Origin of the sequence: Geomicrobium sp. JCM 19039, assembly GCF_000698145.1 — a bacterium.
Lineage (GTDB): Bacteria > Bacillota > Bacilli > Bacillales > Marinococcaceae > Geomicrobium_A.
On sequence record NZ_BAXB01000002.1, the window covers coordinates 266,792 to 282,612 of the forward strand.

Here is a 15,821-nt window from a genome sequence, read left to right on the forward strand (position 1 = left end):
AGTGATTAAAATGGCTGAAGAGCAAAACAATGACACGAAAGCAGATGGCGTTACCCGAAGAGACTTCTTGAAAAACAGTGGTCTTGTCGTTGGCGGGGTCGTCGGGGGTGGCCTTTTAGGTGGCCTCATCACCAACACATTTATGGACGATGGTCAATCTGTATCCCCTACCGCCAATAACAGTGATGAACCCCAAGATGCAGAACAATTAACGAAAGCTCGGATGTTCTTTAAACGAGCGGAAGATTTCCGGGTGCTAAGTGCAGCTGTGGAAAGGATTTTTCCAGAGGACGATATCGGTCCTGGAGCGATTTCATTGGCCATTCCTTATTTCATTGATAAGCAATTGGCAGGAGAGTATGGCTTTAATTCCCGAGAATACATGGAAGGGCCTTTCTTTGAAGGCGCTCCTACTCAAGGTCCACAAACAGGTATGAGAAGAAGAGAAGTTTTCCTGTATGGCGTATCCAAACTGCAAGAAATCGCACAGAGTGAGCATGACGAATCCTTTTTTGATTTAGAAGGGGAAGCCCAAGACGAGATTCTCGGCGCTTTTGAGCAAGGTGAAGTTGACATGACTGGCGTCACTTCAGATGCTTTCTTTGCGATGCTACGCTCCTCTACATTGGAAGGCGCTTACTCTGACCCAGTGTATGGCGGAAACCTAAACATGGACGGTTGGAGAATGAAGCAGTATCCAGGTGGGCAAATGGCGTTCTTTGACGTCATCGAGTCTGAAGAGTTCGTAGAAATGGAACCTGTAAGTTTACACGCACATCATACGTAAACAAACGTTGTTCTTGTGATGATCTGAAAGGAAAGGTGAACGATTATGGCAACAGAATTGCCAAGAAAACAAGTCGCCGTCGTTGGCGTCGGTTGGTCTGGAGGCATCATCGCTTCAGAACTAGCTAAAGCTGGGATTGAATGTATCGGTTTGGAGCGCGGTAGCGAGCGCAAAATCAATGATTTTATCATGCAAAAAGATGAACTGCGCTATGCGGTTCGTTATGAACTGATGCAAGATCTTTCGAAAGAAACGTTAAGTTTTCGAAATGACCGAGATATGCGAGCACTTCCAATGCGTCAGATGGGTTCGTTTCTTCTAGGAACGGACCTCGGGGGCGCGGGTATTCATTGGAATGGCCAATGCCCAAGGTTTTTCCCTTATGATTTTGAAATTCGCTCGCAAACGATTGACCGTTACGGTGAAGACCGTATTCCAGAAGATATGAACTTACAAGACTGGGGAATCTCTTATGACGAAATTGAAGAGCATTTCTCACACTTTGACGATACGATTGGCACGTCAGGTGAAGACAATGAAATGACCGCTGAACGCTCAAGTGATTTTCCTACTCCACCGATGAAAAAAACACCATCGATTCGACTTTTTCACGAAGCTGCGGAGAACTTAGGGCTCCACCCATATATGAGTGCTTCAGCTAACCTTTCTGAAGCCTATACGAATCCAGATGGTAAGACGATTAACCAATGCATGTACTGTTCATTTTGCGAGCGGTTTGGTTGTGATTATCAAGCGAAATCCGATCCACTCATAACCGTAATTCCGACAGCTGTTGAAACTGGAAATTTTGAGATTCGAACGCATGCGAATGTGCGCTCAGTCTCTTATGACGGAGAGCGGACGGACGGTGTGTACTTCGTTGATACTCGAACAGGAGAAGAATTCTTTCAACCTGCTGATCTTGTGATTTTGACTACTTATGTGATGAACAATACGCGTTTGCTGTTGCAATCAGGTATCGGTGAACCGTTTGATCCAGACACAAACACGGGCGTGATCGGGAAAAACTACTGCTATCAAATTATGGCTAGTGCTCAAGGATTCTTTGACCAGCAGTTTAATTTGTACGCTGGTGCTGGTGCGCTCGGTGGACAAGTTGATGATTACAATGCGGACAACTTTGACCATTCCGACCTTGATTTCCTTCACGGCGGAACGATCCAACTCACCCAAACGGGTATTCGTCCGATCAGTACGAACCCCGTGCCTCCAGGTACACCAAATTGGGGGAGTGAATTCAAGCAAGCCTCCGCTCACCACTTTTATCGAACGTTATCGCTCGGCTCACAAGGAGCTAGCCTTCCGTATCGATACAACTATTTAGATTTAGATCCGACCTACACGGATGCGCTCGGAGACCCGCTTCTGCGCATGACGTATAACTTTACGGAACAAGACCGCAATCTCGCTGCTCATCAAACGGCTAGACTTGAAGAGATTATGCAAGAGATGGGTGCCAATGAAGTGGCTTCGAATCCAGACATTGGCGACTACAACATTATGCCTTATCAAACGACCCATAACACCGGAGGAGTCATTATGGGCGCGGAACCAGAAACGTCTGCGGTGAACAATTACTTGCAAATGTGGGATTGTGAAAACTTGTTTGTTGTCGGTGCTTCAGCGTTCCCTCACAACAGTGGTTACAACCCAACCCCTACAGTTGGCGCGCTTTCTTACCGAGCAGCCGAAGGCATTTTGCAGTATTTAGATAACCCAGGTCCATTAGTTTAATTCAATTTTAAAAACGGAAAGCGCCGTTAACGTTGGCGCTTTCCGTTTTTTATACGGTAATGCTATGCTCCACTTTGATGCAGCGATCCATTACGACGTCCATGCCATGATCTTTAGCAATTTGATAACCTTCTTCACTCACAACGTCAAGTTGCGTCCAAAATACCTTTGCATTCACACGAACCGCCTCTCTGGCAACCTCTGTCACGAATTCACTTCGTCGAAATACGTTCACAATATCGATCGGTCCATTAATGTCTTCAAGTGAATCGACTGCTTTTACGCCCAATGCTTTCTCAATCATCGGATTGACTGGAATGATTTCATAACCAGCGTCTTGCATCGCTAGGGACACACTGTTGGACGTTCGGTACGGATCATCAGACAAACCGACAACCGCAATGCGTTTTGCATTCTTTAAAATCCGACCGATCTCTTCTCTTGAAGGGTTTTCCATTTTCACATGAATCATCCTCTCTCCTATGTGCAATTGTTCTTACTCGTAACCTTACATGATTTCTTGACCGTTGTCAGAAACAAAGAACTGCCGCATTCAACTGTAGCGGCAGTTCATTTTATTAAGCTGATAGTTCATCGCTTGGTCGTACCGGATATTGGCAGCCAAAAGCGCTTGATTTATGTTTTTTCTTTGATCCTCTGAAAGTTGTGATTCAACAACGGCTTGTTCGACGTGCAACATCGCGTGTTGGATTCGTGAAAATATCGAGTAATCAACACAATGAGCGTATATAAGTCATGTCCCCTTCCAAAAAAACATGTGACCAGTATACGCCGAAAGGATGAAACTTATTCCTCAATTATCGTTTTCTTTTTGCCCAGTATTGATAATAGTCGGTTTTAATGTTGCCATTATAGAGCTTTCTTTTTTTCGTAGCGTCTGCTCCATAGAGTAATTCAAATTGTTCGTTTGCCGTGAGCACATACACGGACCAGTCATCATACGCTTCCCGTACGCGAGTTCCCAATTGACTGTAGATCTTTTGGACTGCTCTTTCATCTTCTAGTCTTGTCCCATAAGGCGGGTTCATGACGAGCACCCCTCTCCCGTCGATCGCTGGAAGCTGATCAACGGCTGATCGTGAGAACCCGATCTCCGGGACGTGAGCCAACTCCGCATTGTTCTCACTAAGTTTAACCATTTCAGGATCTTTATCAAAACCATAAATATGGACGTCTCGATCATTGATCTTTTCTTTCGCCTTCGCTCGTGCCTCACTCCACGCTTGCTCTGGTACCCATGACCACTGTTCGGATGCAAAATTTCGGTAAAGACCTGGCGCAATGTTCTTTGCATGAGTGCTGCTTCAATCGGAATCGTCCCTGAGCCACAAAACGGATCAACAAGCACTTGGTCATATCGCCAATTGGTTAGCTTAATTAAAGCAGCGGCTAATGTTTCTTTTAGTGGAGCCATACTGTGTAAATAGCGATACCCTCGTTTATGAAGGCCTTCTCCTGACGTATCAATCGTAAGCGTGGCTTCGTCCTTCAAAAGAGCCACTTCGATTTTAAATTGCGGACCTTCTTCTTGAAACCAGTCTTGGTTGTACGTTTGTTTCAGCCGTTCCACGATCGCCTTTTTTACGATTCGTTGGCAATCTGAAATACTAAACAATGTGGACTTAACCGAGCGGCCGTCAACAGGGAATTCTCCATATACTGGGATGAACTCTTCCCAAGGCAGTGCTTTCGTCTGCTCGAACAAGTCATCAAACGTGTCGGTATGAAACTTTCCAATCACAAGCTTCACACGATCTGACGTCCGTAACCATAAGTTGGCTTCAATCATAGCTTCAATTGGACCCTCGAACATGACCTTGCCATTTTCAACTTCTGTATCATAACCGAGCGCTTGAATTTCTTTGGCAACAATGCTCTCTAAACCCATCGTTGCTGTTGCAATATACGTATAAGTTTTAGACATAGCTAGAACCTTCTTCCTTAAGCAGTTTCTCATCTACATTAGCACGGGTGGATGGTTAAAGTAAAAAAACCCCGAATACGGGGTCCTTCAGAGGCTGGAGGGCTCGATAAGCCATGTTCTGTATCGTCGTGCTGCGGCTATTCACCTCACATGACGATGGCAATCATCTATCTGCGGCTAAAAGCCGCCTTCTTCTAACGTTTCCGTTACAGAAATGCCCCTACCATATTTTTGGGTTTCTCACTCGCGGGGTTTACCTCGTTCCACTCTTCTCGTTTCCGAGAAGACTACGTCACTGTGGCACTTTCAGATGGTCGACCATATACCCTCAGAGGATACGTAGGTGTTCCAATCGCCGTCAGTATACAATACTGCCTTGACTTATGGTTTCGTCAAGCACGAACACTACAGCCATTTCAGGCTGTGTGAGCATGGACTTTCCTCTCTGCTCCATTAAGAAGCAGAGCGATTGCCTGAGCCCGATCCAGCGTATGCGCAAGCTGTATTATATCGCGAATGGCAGAAATGTGCAATGCTACGTTTCGAGTTGTTTATGAATGGCTTGTTTCGCTAGATGGTCTGCCTCTTTATTCCTTGCATTAGAAATCCAGGAGACAATAAATAAACGAAACTCGATGCTTAGTAGCAAAACATCATGCAAGTAAGGCTTATACACTTGGTTTTTCACCTTGCCATCATGAACAGATTGGTCGACGAGTTGTGAGTCTGTAAAAAACCGTGCATGCGTATATCCACGTGAAGCTGCAAGGTCCATCCCTGCCTTTAACGCCACAAACTCTGCTGCATGGATGTGCGTCAGGTGACTCGGTATACTAAACCGTTCGACGTCCCCACTCGGATGTTTCAAGAAAACACCGAGCCCACATTTTCCTGGGTCCCCAGCACAAGCAGCATCAACATATACGTGCACGACCTCATCATTACTCACTTAGTTTCTTGCCAAAAACTTCTTTCTCCAGATTCGATAACCGTTTCAAAATATCATAGTTTGTTGTACCTGAAGCGTTGTTTACTGACGGTTCTGCTGCTTGCGTACGTTCTGCTTGAGCAGGTGCATTCCGTTGACTGCGTTGAACTGTTGTGGATGACTGCATTTTACGGAGTTGATCCACTTCTTTTTCTAGCTTAATAATATGTTCTTGAAATAGCTCATAGTCTTGGATAATATGATCCAAAAACTGATCCACTTCTTCTTTGTTGTACCCTTTCATGCTCGTCTTAAAGTCTTTATCCAAAATTTTCTTTGCATCTAATTGTGCATTGGCCGGCATGATCCTCACCCCACGCATTTAATCTCTTGCATCTTCTATCCATTTATTTTTTCAGAATACCGATGAAAAGTCAATTTATTACATCGTAAATCCCCCGTAATACCTAAAAAGAAAAACACCGGTAAATGCTTTATACCGGTGTTTGTGCCTACATGGTTGTCCTTACTTACCAAGGGCGATGGCCGCAGCCTTTTCCTTTATGGTGATGACCCCCCATATGGCCATTCCCGTTCATCATTTGTCCGCCAACCATTCCATTACCAGGTCCACAATCGTACTGCTCTGTTTCACACTCATATAAGTTCTCATTCGTGTGAGGGTGGCTGTGAACATGCTTATACACATCTTTATGAACGTGCGTATGGTGCGATGGGTGCACCTCCGGAATAATATACTCTTGGTTGCTAAATGATGTGTCACACTTCGTTGGGTGTACTACAGCCGGTAATACAATTGGTTGATTGTTACACCCATTCCCATTTCCATAACCGCCAAAGTTGCCTTTGCCACAATGTCTGCTCATGAATCTTCCTCCTTTTCTGTAAGCTTACTGCTACTATATGAAAAAGATTGAGCAAGCGTTATCGTGCAAGCACCTATTTTCAAGGGAATGGGTATAAATCTATGCATCATTCGACAAAGACCAACAATCCCTCTATGGAGAAACTGGAAGGTTTTTGTTCGTTTTTGGGTAACCGTGCGCTTGCCCGGGAAATAATCGCTCGGCAATATTTCCCGCCTACAAACGCGAACCAGAACTGACGAAATGCAAACTGGCGTGAACGTTCCTGAGCGCTAGACGTGGATTGAACGGATCTATATAAAATGAACTTAACATTTTCCTAATTGCGCAGTTTGTTGTTGCTCTCCACTGCAGGCGGATGCTTGCAGTCCAGACTACAAGGGCAACGTCGGTGGCTAAAAGACAGCCACCGTGTTTTCTTTACACTCCAGAGCACAAGGGCAACATCAGTTGTCAAAAGACGACCACCGTTTTTCTTGACACTCTAGAGCATAAGGCAGACGCGGTTCACGTTTCTGCCTTATGGCTACGGTCTGTGGAAAGAAGCCCAATGCCCCATATATTCATTAATGTGACACTTGGGAAAGAAAAACCATCATTTTAAACGTGGATGCGCCCATAAAAGGAATCAACGGTCACAAATCGGGATATATGTGACCGTTGAGGGTCGAAGGTGCACGGTTTAAAGGCTGGATTGTCACATAAGTGCCAGGTCATCACACGCTTGCGCCAGGTGGTGACCATCGGTCACGTCTTTTTACCATTCAGCAAACGTCTTCCGTGTTGCCCACAACCCTTGCAATAACGAACAACGATCAACATCGGAGTGAGATTTACTTGAACAGAAGTTAGGTAGGCGTTTGCCCGTAAAGGCCGATCTCGGTTACCGGTTTCAGTGAATTTCTTTCGTTTAACTTATCTAGCGCCCCCCTGCCGGCGTGAAATTCTATACAAATGACCGCCCATTATCCGAGTGGGTGTCTGTGTTCACATTTCCCTTTTAAGCGATGAATACGATGCTCCCACGCTGCTTTTTCTTTAGCTGGCTCGTACTCACACCAAAGAAGGCCTTGATATGCAACTCGAAGCGCTTCATCGTACTGTTTCTTTTTGTGTTCATACCACATGGAAAGCACTCGGGCTGCTTCAATTTTATGGACAGAGGCAGCGGTATATACTTGTTCGTAGAGCTTGACACTCTCTTCTTCATTGACATGTTTTCGTAGCAAGCGCGCACGTTCGACGACGGCCTCATTCCCATAACCTTTATCTACAAGAGAGGTGAATTGGTGTAGTGCTAAGCGCCACTCTCCTTGCTGTTTCCACCACCGAGCGACTTCAAACGCCTCATCCAATGTTTTTCCACCGCCTAGCACCCGGTCTGACAACTCAAGGTACAGCGTGAACAACGACTTGATGTCTTGTTCATTATGCTCGAACACACCGGCAAGGTGGGTTGGGTCCGCTGTTTGTAAATAATCTTGATAATACATCGGCGCCAAGTAACCCGGTGTATCTTCCTCTCTGCCCATTTGTAGAATTTCCTCTTCTACGACGCTAAGCTGGCACGAAGGCAATTGATGCTTGAACAGTCGCCTCGCTGCGTGCAACAGATCAAAGTGACCAAACTCGGGAAGTCGAGGAAGCTCGTGTCTAAGCATCGTATGTCGCATTCTCACTTGTGGCCAATCAAATGCTTTGCCGTTATATGTTACTAAGGCATCCAGGTGATGAACTTGTTTTAAAAAGTAATTATAAAAAGCGACTTCGTTCTCTGGACCTGGCAACAAATATTGATCAATGACCATTTGGTTACCAACAATTCTACCTGTACCAATCATAAAAATCATATTGCCTGCACCGTGACTAAGACCCGTCGTTTCGGTATCCAAAAACAACAAATCACTCGGCTCGGTATGATCCTTAGGTTTAAGAGGGTGTTGGTGAACAGACAAGTTCGACCAATTACTAAACACATGTGAAAAAGATAATGTCTCCCTTTCGGCTACTTGGAGTGGATACGTGTTTTGGCGGTGAATGACCGTCCCTTGATCGGTTTCAATCACGCTACACTGCAAATCACGCCACTGCTTCGTTTCTAACGGTTGATGGTTTGTCGGAGGTTCTGTCTGAGCAGTCTCTGTCTGTAAATGTGGCTTCATACGTGCCAATTTCTTTTTAAAGTTCATGCTGTTCCACAACCTTACTCTATGAGTGTAGCAAGCCAACGGTTGACATCTTGCTTAAGTCCTTCGTGTTCGCCTGAACCTAAACAAGACGGACACCCATGCGCACATGGACACTGTTTACTAAGCAGAAGGCAGCGGTGAAGAATTTCATCCATTCGCTGATATACTTTCTCTGAAAGTCCAATCCCACCAGGGTAATGGTCATATAAGAAGATGGCTGGCAGCTCGGAATGATCGGCTTTAATTTGTACTGCTGTGTGCAAATCACTACGGTCACTCATTGTCATAACCGCTCCCAAATGGTGAAGCATCGTACTCAATGCCACAAGCATATGCTCAAACCGGTTTTTGCCGAACTGGAGAAGTGCGGATTCATCAAAATCGAGCCAAACGCCAGACGTATGCAACTCTTCTTGAGGAAGGTGAATCGGCCCAGAACCGATATTTTCATATGTGGATAGTTTCATTTTCTTAAAAATTGAAGGCATGATCGTGACAGCCACGTCGCCAAATGATCGGCGATAGTGGGCACGGGGAACCGCTTCGTCTTCTTCAATCACAAATAGCTTCACATTAAGGTTTGCATCTGTAAAATATTCGACGTCCACGTGTTTCACATAAGCCTTCTTCTCTTCCCAATCCAATTCCTCGACTTGAAATTGTTCACCTTGGTGTAGATAAATCGCTTCTTCATGCAAGAGCGTCATCGCACTAAAACGATCCATTTCCCCGATGACCGCTGCTTTACCTTGCTCAGATTGATCAATGATCACAATGTTCTCTTGAGAAGCAGATCGAAGACTTATATTGTGGGCGGGGAACGCTTGACTCATCCAGTACCATTTATCTCTTCGCAAATGAACAATTTGCTGATCTTTTAAATAGTCCATAATGTCATTAATTGGCACGCCACCGTACTCGTCGTCGACATGGAATGGCAGCTCGTATGCAGCACATTTCGCATGATCCATCAAAATGAGTAAGTTGTTCGGTTCAATTCGTGCTTCCTCTGCCGGAGAATCAAGCACGTACGCTGGATGATTCATCACGTACTGATCGATCGGTGTTGAACCAGCCACAACAATAACAAGTGCCTCATCTTGGCGTCTTCCTGCACGTCCGGCCTGTTGCCATAGACTAGACACAGAGCCAGGATACCCTGTGAGTATACACACTTGGAGTTGCCCGATATCCATGCCTAACTCCAATGCATTTGTACTCACAACCCCGCGCACTTCTCCATTTCTCAACCCTCGTTCAATTGCTCTTCGCTCACTTGGCAAATAGCCACCGCGGTACGCCCGGATCGAAGCCGGCCCCCACTCTTTTTGCATCATCGATTGGAGGTCGCTATAGATGACTTCTACTCGGACACGGCTTTTGGCAAACACAATGAGTTGCGCCCTTGCTTCGAGCGTTCTTCTTGCCAACTGCCGCACTTTTTTGGAAGCACTCTGACGAATGTTTAATGCTTTGTTTACGACAGGCGGGTTGTAAAAAGCGACGTGTTTTTTTCCTGTTGGTGCCCCGTTGTTGTTAATCAACGAGAATGATTGTTCAGTGAGTCGCTCCGCGAGTTCTTTCGGATTTTTAATTGTTGCAGAGGTGCAAATAAACTGCGGGCGACTGCCGTAGTAATGGGCCAGTCGTACGAGACGTCGGATGACATTCGCCACATGACTACCAAACACCCCACGATACATGTGAAGTTCATCAATCACGATGTACTTTAGCTTCTCAAACAGAGATACCCACTTCGTATGATGAGGCAAAATGGACGTGTGCAACATATCTGGGTTAGTCATAACCACATGCCCCGCCTGTCGGATCTTTTGTCTGATTGCAGGTGCAGTATCACCGTCATACGTATAGCTGTTCACATCCATACCCGAGTCTTCAATCCATTCTGCGAGTTCACTTTTTTGATCTTGTGCGAGAGCCTTCGTCGGAAATAAGTAGAGCGCTCTCGATTCAGGGTCTTGAGCAATGGATTGAAGTATCGGTAAATTGTAGCAGAGCGTTTTGCCAGATGCTGTTGGAGTGACGGTTACAATATTTGATCCTGCCGTTGTCGAATCGATCGCGTCACGTTGATGTGTGTATAAGGATTCAATACCTTTACGTTCCATAGCTTTAATGATCCGCTCGTCCAAATTAGGCAAAGGGGCATGCCTTGCTTCTTGAGGTGGGATCGTGTGCCAGTGCACCACATGCTCGTCTTCTTTTAACTGAGCAATCAGTTGCTCAAGGTTCGGTTTTTCAAAAAGCATTTGATCTCCCCCTTTCATTCCATACCGTCAGTATAACACGCACGAACATTCGTTTGCATCACTTTAAGACAAACGCACCTTTACCCATTCACGTACACTATTAATAAGCCATAACTCATCGGCGAACGAAACGTCATCCACGGTCAGTACTTGTTCTTCAATCGTTCCTTGTTTTAATAAATGTCGACGGAAAACACCAGGCAAGCAGCCCGATTCCAACGGAGGTGTAACATATTTCCCATTCACTTTGGCAACGACATTGCCGATTGTAAATTCAGTCACTTCATTGTGATCATTGTATAAAAGCACATCAAACACATTCGGAAGACGTCGCTCTTCATACACGCACCGCAACGTCGTTTTATGTCTTAAAAACAGGTCACCGCGGTGGACAGGTCGTGTTCCCCAGCCCACACGTTCGACCGACCGTATACCCGGGTGCTCAATCCGTTGATGAGATATCGACCATTCACCGGTGGGCCCAACAACTAACCGAACTTTGTACGTCGTTGAGTGATCGAGCGATTGCGCGTATTCAAACAGCGCCTTTTTCAGATGGTCTTGGTCGAGCGACCGTGAAAATGTCGTCTGAGACTCGGCAAGCCGCTCGATATGTTCGTTCAAACGAGCATACCGACCTTCTTTTAACAACATGCTTTCAAGCAGTGAGAAGTTCGACTTCACTTGTTCCACAACGTTCGTTTTAAGCAAAGCCTCTGCATACTCCCCCTCCGCCGTTGAATCGATCGTTACCCCACCTCCTGCACCGTAGCGAATGGATTCATTTATGATTGATGCGGTACGAATGCCTACATTAAATAGCGCATCCCCAGTTGGTGTAACGTAACCGATCGATCCACAATACACCCTCGGGAATCGGCCTCTAAGTCTTGAATAATTTTCATTGTCTCTTGCTTTGGCGCTCCGGTGATCGAACCACAAGGAAAGAGGGCACGAACGAGGCACGAAATTTCACTTCAGGTCTCATCGTGCATGCGACAACAGACGTCATTTGCCAAACGGTTGGGTATTGTTCAATCTGGAACAAATCATTCACATGAACTGATCCTGACTTCGCAATGCGACCGAGGTCATTTCGGAGAAGGTCGACGATCATCACATTTTCCGCACGATCTTTCTCAGAGTGTACGAGCGTTTTTTTTTAATTGCTCATCTTCTGCAGACGTTTCTCCTCTACGAATTGTTCCTTTCATCGGCTTTGTCATAAGTTCATCGTCAGTTTTCGAAAAGAACAGTTCAGGTGAGACCGACACAACTTTACGGCCATCCCCAATGTCCACATACGCACTATATGCGGCTTGTTGTTTCGTTTTTAAATCCTCATAATAGGAGTTCGCATCTCCATGAAATTGACTTTCCAATTGCATCGTATAATTGACTTGATACGTATCGCCTTGGCGGATATATTCATGGATCGTTTCTATATCTTTCATATATTTACTCTTAGTCGTTTTCGTTTCCCAATGATCTACATAATACGGCTTTGGATTCTTCAATTTTGACACAGCATTAGCTTGTGAAAATATGCCAAACCAAACGAGTGGCATGCCACTCTCCTTATGAACCGAAAAACTTCGTGTGTCTGCTTCATACGAAATAAATCCTGCCGCAAAGTAACCTCGTTCGGTCCACGAACCAATCTCATCTAGACATTGGTCGACTTCGTCAACGTGGTTTGTCGTTATGATATGTATGGGATTTGTGAATAACATGGGGCCTGTCTCTTTATGATGAAAATCGATTTGTACGTACCCGCGATTTGTCATGATTTCGTCATCCTCTACTTCATGTAATGTCACGTGAAACAAGCGGAAACATCCACATCGCTATGCCCGTGTTTCATCTTCTTCAGTATATATCATCATTCTAATTGATGGGTTGCCTGCAGACAAAAGAAAAGCACCCCCTATGGAGTGCTTGCCATTTATGATGATTTCTTGTGGGAAGGTACGAGTGCATATGGTTGGTGTACTGACAGACGTTCATGAAACAATCGTTTTAGTGCATCGTCATCCATATCCACCAGGAAAGGTCGAGGAATCCCGCATAAATCACTCAAAAGACGGATCATTTCTACTTTTGAAAAACGCAACATCTCCAAGCCCCCTATCAGATATTTGCTTACACTTATACTATACCGTTTATGGATGGAATATTCAAAAAGTTATTGTTTGGAGAGAAATATGGAAAAGATACATCGTTCATGAGAAGATAGTACAGAAATCGATGATGAAGGAGGTTGTATGCTTTGCACCGTTATACAATAGAAAAGGCTAAAGAAATGGACAATCAAGAAACGGTCGCATCACTTCGTGATCAGTTTTACACAAGCCATTCTCACATTTACTTTGACGGAAATTCCCTCGGACTCTTATCAAAATCCGCGGAACAAAAAAGTGCTTGAACTGTTAGAAAGTTGGAAACAACACGCCATCGATGGCTGGACGAAAGGCGATCATCCATGGTTTTACTTAAGTGAACAACTTGGAGAAAAAAGCGCCCATCTCATTGGTGCACACGTCGGTGAAGTGATTGTGACAGGATCAACGACAACGAATCTTCATCAGCTCGTTGCCACTTTTTATCAACCTGAAGGGAACAGAACGAAGATTCTTGCGGATGAATTGAATTTCCCTAGTGATATTTATGCGCTAGAAAGCCAACTCAAACAAAAAAATAAAAACCCTGACGATCACCTTGTGAAAGTTAAATCCCGTGATGGTCTGACCTTACATACCGATGACATCATTGCTGCTATGCGTGACGACATTGCACTCATTGTTTTGCCTTCAGTGTTGTACCGAAGTGGACAAGTACTTGATATCGATGCGATTACCCGGGCTGCAAATGATAAGAACATTCCGATTGGATTTGATCTTTGCCATTCCATCGGCAGCATTCCCCACCAACTTCATGATTGCGAAGTGGACTTTGCTTTTTGGTGCAATTACAAATATGTAAATGCCGGACCTGGAAGTACAGGTGGGCTGTTCGTTCATGAGAAACATCATGAGAAAAGCCCAGGCCTTGCCGGATGGTTCGGTTCGAATAAAGAAAAGCAATTCGACATGAATCATGAGCCTACGTTTGCCGCTGATGCTGGGGCATTTCAAATTGGCACACCGCACATCTTGAGCACTGCGCCATTAATCGCCAGTTTAGATATGTTCGAGCAAATAGGCATTACCGCCTTACGTGAGCGTTCGTTACGGATGACGGCTTATTTTATGGATCTGATTGATGCCCGCCTATCACCGTTTCGGTTTACTGTCAGCAATCCGCGAGGTAACAAAGAACGTGGAGGTCATGTATATTTAGAGCATCCCGAAGCGGCTAGAATCGTTAAAGCTCTTAAAAAGAACGGCATCGTGCCCGATTTACGGCCACCAAACGGGATCCGTCTCGCGCCTGTGCCCTTGTATAATACATATGAGGAAATCTATCAAGTGGTGGATGCACTCTATGAAATTATGTTGACGAAAGCATATGAACAGTTTAGTAAAGGGCGGGATGTCGTCTCATGAGCGAGTGGATTGATATTACCCAACCGCTCACGGGCTCACTCGCTCATTGGCCAGGAGACATTCCATTCACGTATAAAGAAACTTACTCTCACGCCGACACCGGATCTGTTGCCATCGGGCAAATTCAGCTGAGCCTTCATAGCGGAACTCACGCAGATGCACCGTACCATGCAGAAAAAGAAGGCCAAAGGATGGGCGATGTGCCGATTGAGCCTTTTATTGGACCCGCACAAGTCGTGGATCTATCCGCTTATCCAACCATCTCAAAAGAAGCGTTGCAACAAAGTGGACCGATTAAAGCCCGTCGCGTATTACTAAAAACAAAAATACCGAACGATGCGAACCGTTTTCCAGATTCAATTGCTGCTATAGACGAAGCGGCGGTTGACTATTTATTTGAGCAAGAAGTAAAACTCATTGGTGTGGATGTGCCGTCTGTTGATCCGCTTAATAGCAAATCGATGCTCGCGCATAAAAGATTAAACTTACGCAACATGTATATATTGGAAAACCTTATGCTCGACCACGTTGAAACAGGGGGCTATTTTCTATCAGCATTACCGCTCGCAATTACTCACGGAGATGGTAGTCCGGTCCGAGCCGTTTTAAAAAAGCAAACGTTAGGAGGAACCTATTATGGACAATGACGATCAATTGAAAGCGTTTAGAAATGAGAAAGACATCCATACCGATTTTAAAGACAATATGACGTACAGTGACTACTTGACGTTAGACCAAATTCTCTCCAGTCAAAACCGATTGTCAGACCACCCAGACGAAATGCTCTTCATCATCATTCATCAAGTGAGTGAACTATGGATGAAGCTCATTATTCATGAGCTAGATCGGGCAATTCAATCAATACAATCTGGTGAACTTTCACCTGCTTTCAAAATGCTCGCGAGAGTTTCAAAAATCCAATCGCAAATCATCCAAGGTTGGGATGTGTTATCAACGTTAACTCCCGCAGATACATGGAATTTAGAGATGCTCTTGGTAAAGCATCAGGGTTTCAATCCTATCAGTACCGAATGATTGAATTTTCCCTCGGATATAAAACCGAACATAGCTTAAAGATTTACGAGAATGAACCCGAGATTTACGAAAAACTCAAACACCAGCTAAATAGACCGAGCTTGTATGACGTGTCGATACAAGCGCTCAGTCGCGCGGGCTTTGCTATTGACCAACATGTACTAGAGCGCGACATTACCAAGCCGTATACGACGCACGAAAGTGTGCAAAAAGCTTGGCAAGCGGTATATGAAAACGTAGATGAGCATTGGGAGCTTTATGAGCTCGCCGAAAAGCTTGTTGACCTTGAAGATTGGTTCCAGCAATGGCGCTTTCGCCACATGAAGACCGTCGAACGAATTATCGGTAATAAAAAAGGAACAGGCGGTTCATCAGGTGTAAGCTACCTTAAAAAAGTGATTGATCAGTACTTCTTCCCAGAGTTATGGGAAGTGCGAACAACGATCTAACCAACACCTAGACGATGATCGGAGGACAATT

The 15,821-nt window shown here is 45.0% G+C and carries 13 protein-coding genes, 1 other RNA gene and 4 pseudogenes; 5 read left to right on the plus strand and 13 right to left on the minus strand.

Annotation, left to right across the window (positions count from 1 at the left end; genetic code table 11):
- Positions 1-10: 10 nt before the first annotated feature.
- Positions 11-787 (plus strand): gluconate 2-dehydrogenase subunit 3 family protein, encoded by a 777-nt coding sequence (locus JCM19039_RS03455; protein ID WP_042423890.1) that lies wholly within the window; start codon positions 11-13, stop codon positions 785-787.
- A 45-nt stretch (positions 788-832) separates the two neighbouring features.
- Positions 833-2,542, plus strand: a complete 1,710-nt coding sequence (locus JCM19039_RS03460) for a GMC family oxidoreductase (RefSeq protein ID WP_042423893.1) — start codon at positions 833-835, stop codon at positions 2,540-2,542.
- A gap of 49 nt (positions 2,543-2,591) precedes the next feature.
- Here the strand turns inward: JCM19039_RS03460 and JCM19039_RS03465 are convergent, their stop codons facing one another.
- The 13 genes and pseudogenes from JCM19039_RS03465 to JCM19039_RS24175 all read right to left on the minus strand — a co-directional run bounded on the left by JCM19039_RS03465 (position 2,592) and on the right by JCM19039_RS24175 (position 12,877).
- Positions 2,592-3,005, minus strand: a complete 414-nt coding sequence (locus tag JCM19039_RS03465; RefSeq protein WP_042424161.1) for a CoA-binding protein — start codon at positions 3,003-3,005, stop codon at positions 2,592-2,594.
- Positions 3,006-3,360: 355 nt separating this feature from the next.
- A pseudogene (locus JCM19039_RS03470) lies at positions 3,361-4,520 on the minus strand (class I SAM-dependent RNA methyltransferase).
- Between the two features lie 69 nt (positions 4,521-4,589).
- Positions 4,590-4,968: RNase P RNA component class B (rnpB, locus tag JCM19039_RS22940), an RNA gene on the minus strand.
- 54 nt (positions 4,969-5,022) lie between these two features.
- Positions 5,023-5,436: a ribonuclease HI family protein gene (locus tag JCM19039_RS03475; protein WP_052398479.1), complete on the minus strand. Its 414-nt coding sequence runs from the start codon at positions 5,434-5,436 to the stop codon at positions 5,023-5,025.
- On the minus strand, positions 5,429-5,779 hold the full coding sequence (gpsB, locus tag JCM19039_RS03480; protein ID WP_042423896.1) for a cell division regulator GpsB: 351 nt from the start codon (positions 5,777-5,779) through the stop codon (positions 5,429-5,431). Before gpsB ends, JCM19039_RS03475 begins: the two co-directional genes overlap by 8 nt.
- A 166-nt stretch (positions 5,780-5,945) precedes the next feature.
- Positions 5,946-6,302: a CotD family spore coat protein gene (locus JCM19039_RS03485; protein WP_042423898.1), complete on the minus strand. Its 357-nt coding sequence runs from the start codon at positions 6,300-6,302 to the stop codon at positions 5,946-5,948.
- A gap of 965 nt (positions 6,303-7,267) precedes the next feature.
- Positions 7,268-8,491: a ribonuclease H-like domain-containing protein gene (locus JCM19039_RS03495; RefSeq protein ID WP_042423904.1), complete on the minus strand. Its 1,224-nt coding sequence runs from the start codon at positions 8,489-8,491 to the stop codon at positions 7,268-7,270.
- 14 nt (positions 8,492-8,505) lie between these two features.
- Entirely contained in the window at positions 8,506-10,761 is a 2,256-nt protein-coding gene (locus JCM19039_RS03500; RefSeq protein WP_042423906.1) for a DEAD/DEAH box helicase, read from the minus strand.
- 63 nt (positions 10,762-10,824) lie between these two features.
- On the minus strand, positions 10,825-11,415 hold the full coding sequence (locus tag JCM19039_RS21490; RefSeq protein WP_238544916.1) for an aminotransferase class IV: 591 nt from the start codon (positions 11,413-11,415) through the stop codon (positions 10,825-10,827).
- Between the two features lie 108 nt (positions 11,416-11,523).
- Positions 11,524-11,666: pseudogene (locus JCM19039_RS27720) on the minus strand (chorismate-binding protein); the annotation flags it as partial.
- Positions 11,663-11,878, minus strand: a complete 216-nt coding sequence (locus JCM19039_RS26280) for a chorismate-binding protein (RefSeq protein WP_052398481.1) — start codon at positions 11,876-11,878, stop codon at positions 11,663-11,665. The gene JCM19039_RS26280 and the pseudogene JCM19039_RS27720, both read right to left, overlap by 4 nt.
- Positions 11,879-11,900: 22 nt before the next feature.
- Complete coding sequence (locus JCM19039_RS21500; RefSeq protein ID WP_152550066.1) at positions 11,901-12,548, minus strand: chorismate-binding protein; 648 nt, start codon at positions 12,546-12,548, stop codon at positions 11,901-11,903.
- A gap of 158 nt (positions 12,549-12,706) precedes the next feature.
- Positions 12,707-12,877, minus strand: coding sequence for a hypothetical protein (locus JCM19039_RS24175; RefSeq protein ID WP_193744132.1), 171 nt, complete (start codon positions 12,875-12,877; stop codon positions 12,707-12,709).
- A 186-nt stretch (positions 12,878-13,063) separates the two neighbouring features.
- Here JCM19039_RS24175 and kynU point away from each other — a divergent pair.
- The 3 genes and pseudogenes from kynU to kynA all read left to right on the plus strand — a co-directional run bounded on the left by kynU (position 13,064) and on the right by kynA (position 15,790).
- Positions 13,064-14,306 (plus strand): annotated as a pseudogene (kynU, locus tag JCM19039_RS03510) (kynureninase).
- A complete protein-coding gene (gene kynB / locus JCM19039_RS03515; RefSeq protein ID WP_042423909.1) occupies positions 14,303-14,953 on the plus strand; it encodes an arylformamidase in 651 nt (216 codons plus the stop codon). The pseudogene kynU and the gene kynB overlap by 4 nt, the downstream one beginning before the upstream one ends.
- A pseudogene (gene kynA, locus JCM19039_RS03520) lies at positions 14,943-15,790 on the plus strand (tryptophan 2,3-dioxygenase). Before kynB ends, kynA begins: the two are co-directional and overlap by 11 nt.
- Positions 15,791-15,821 lie beyond the last annotated feature (31 nt).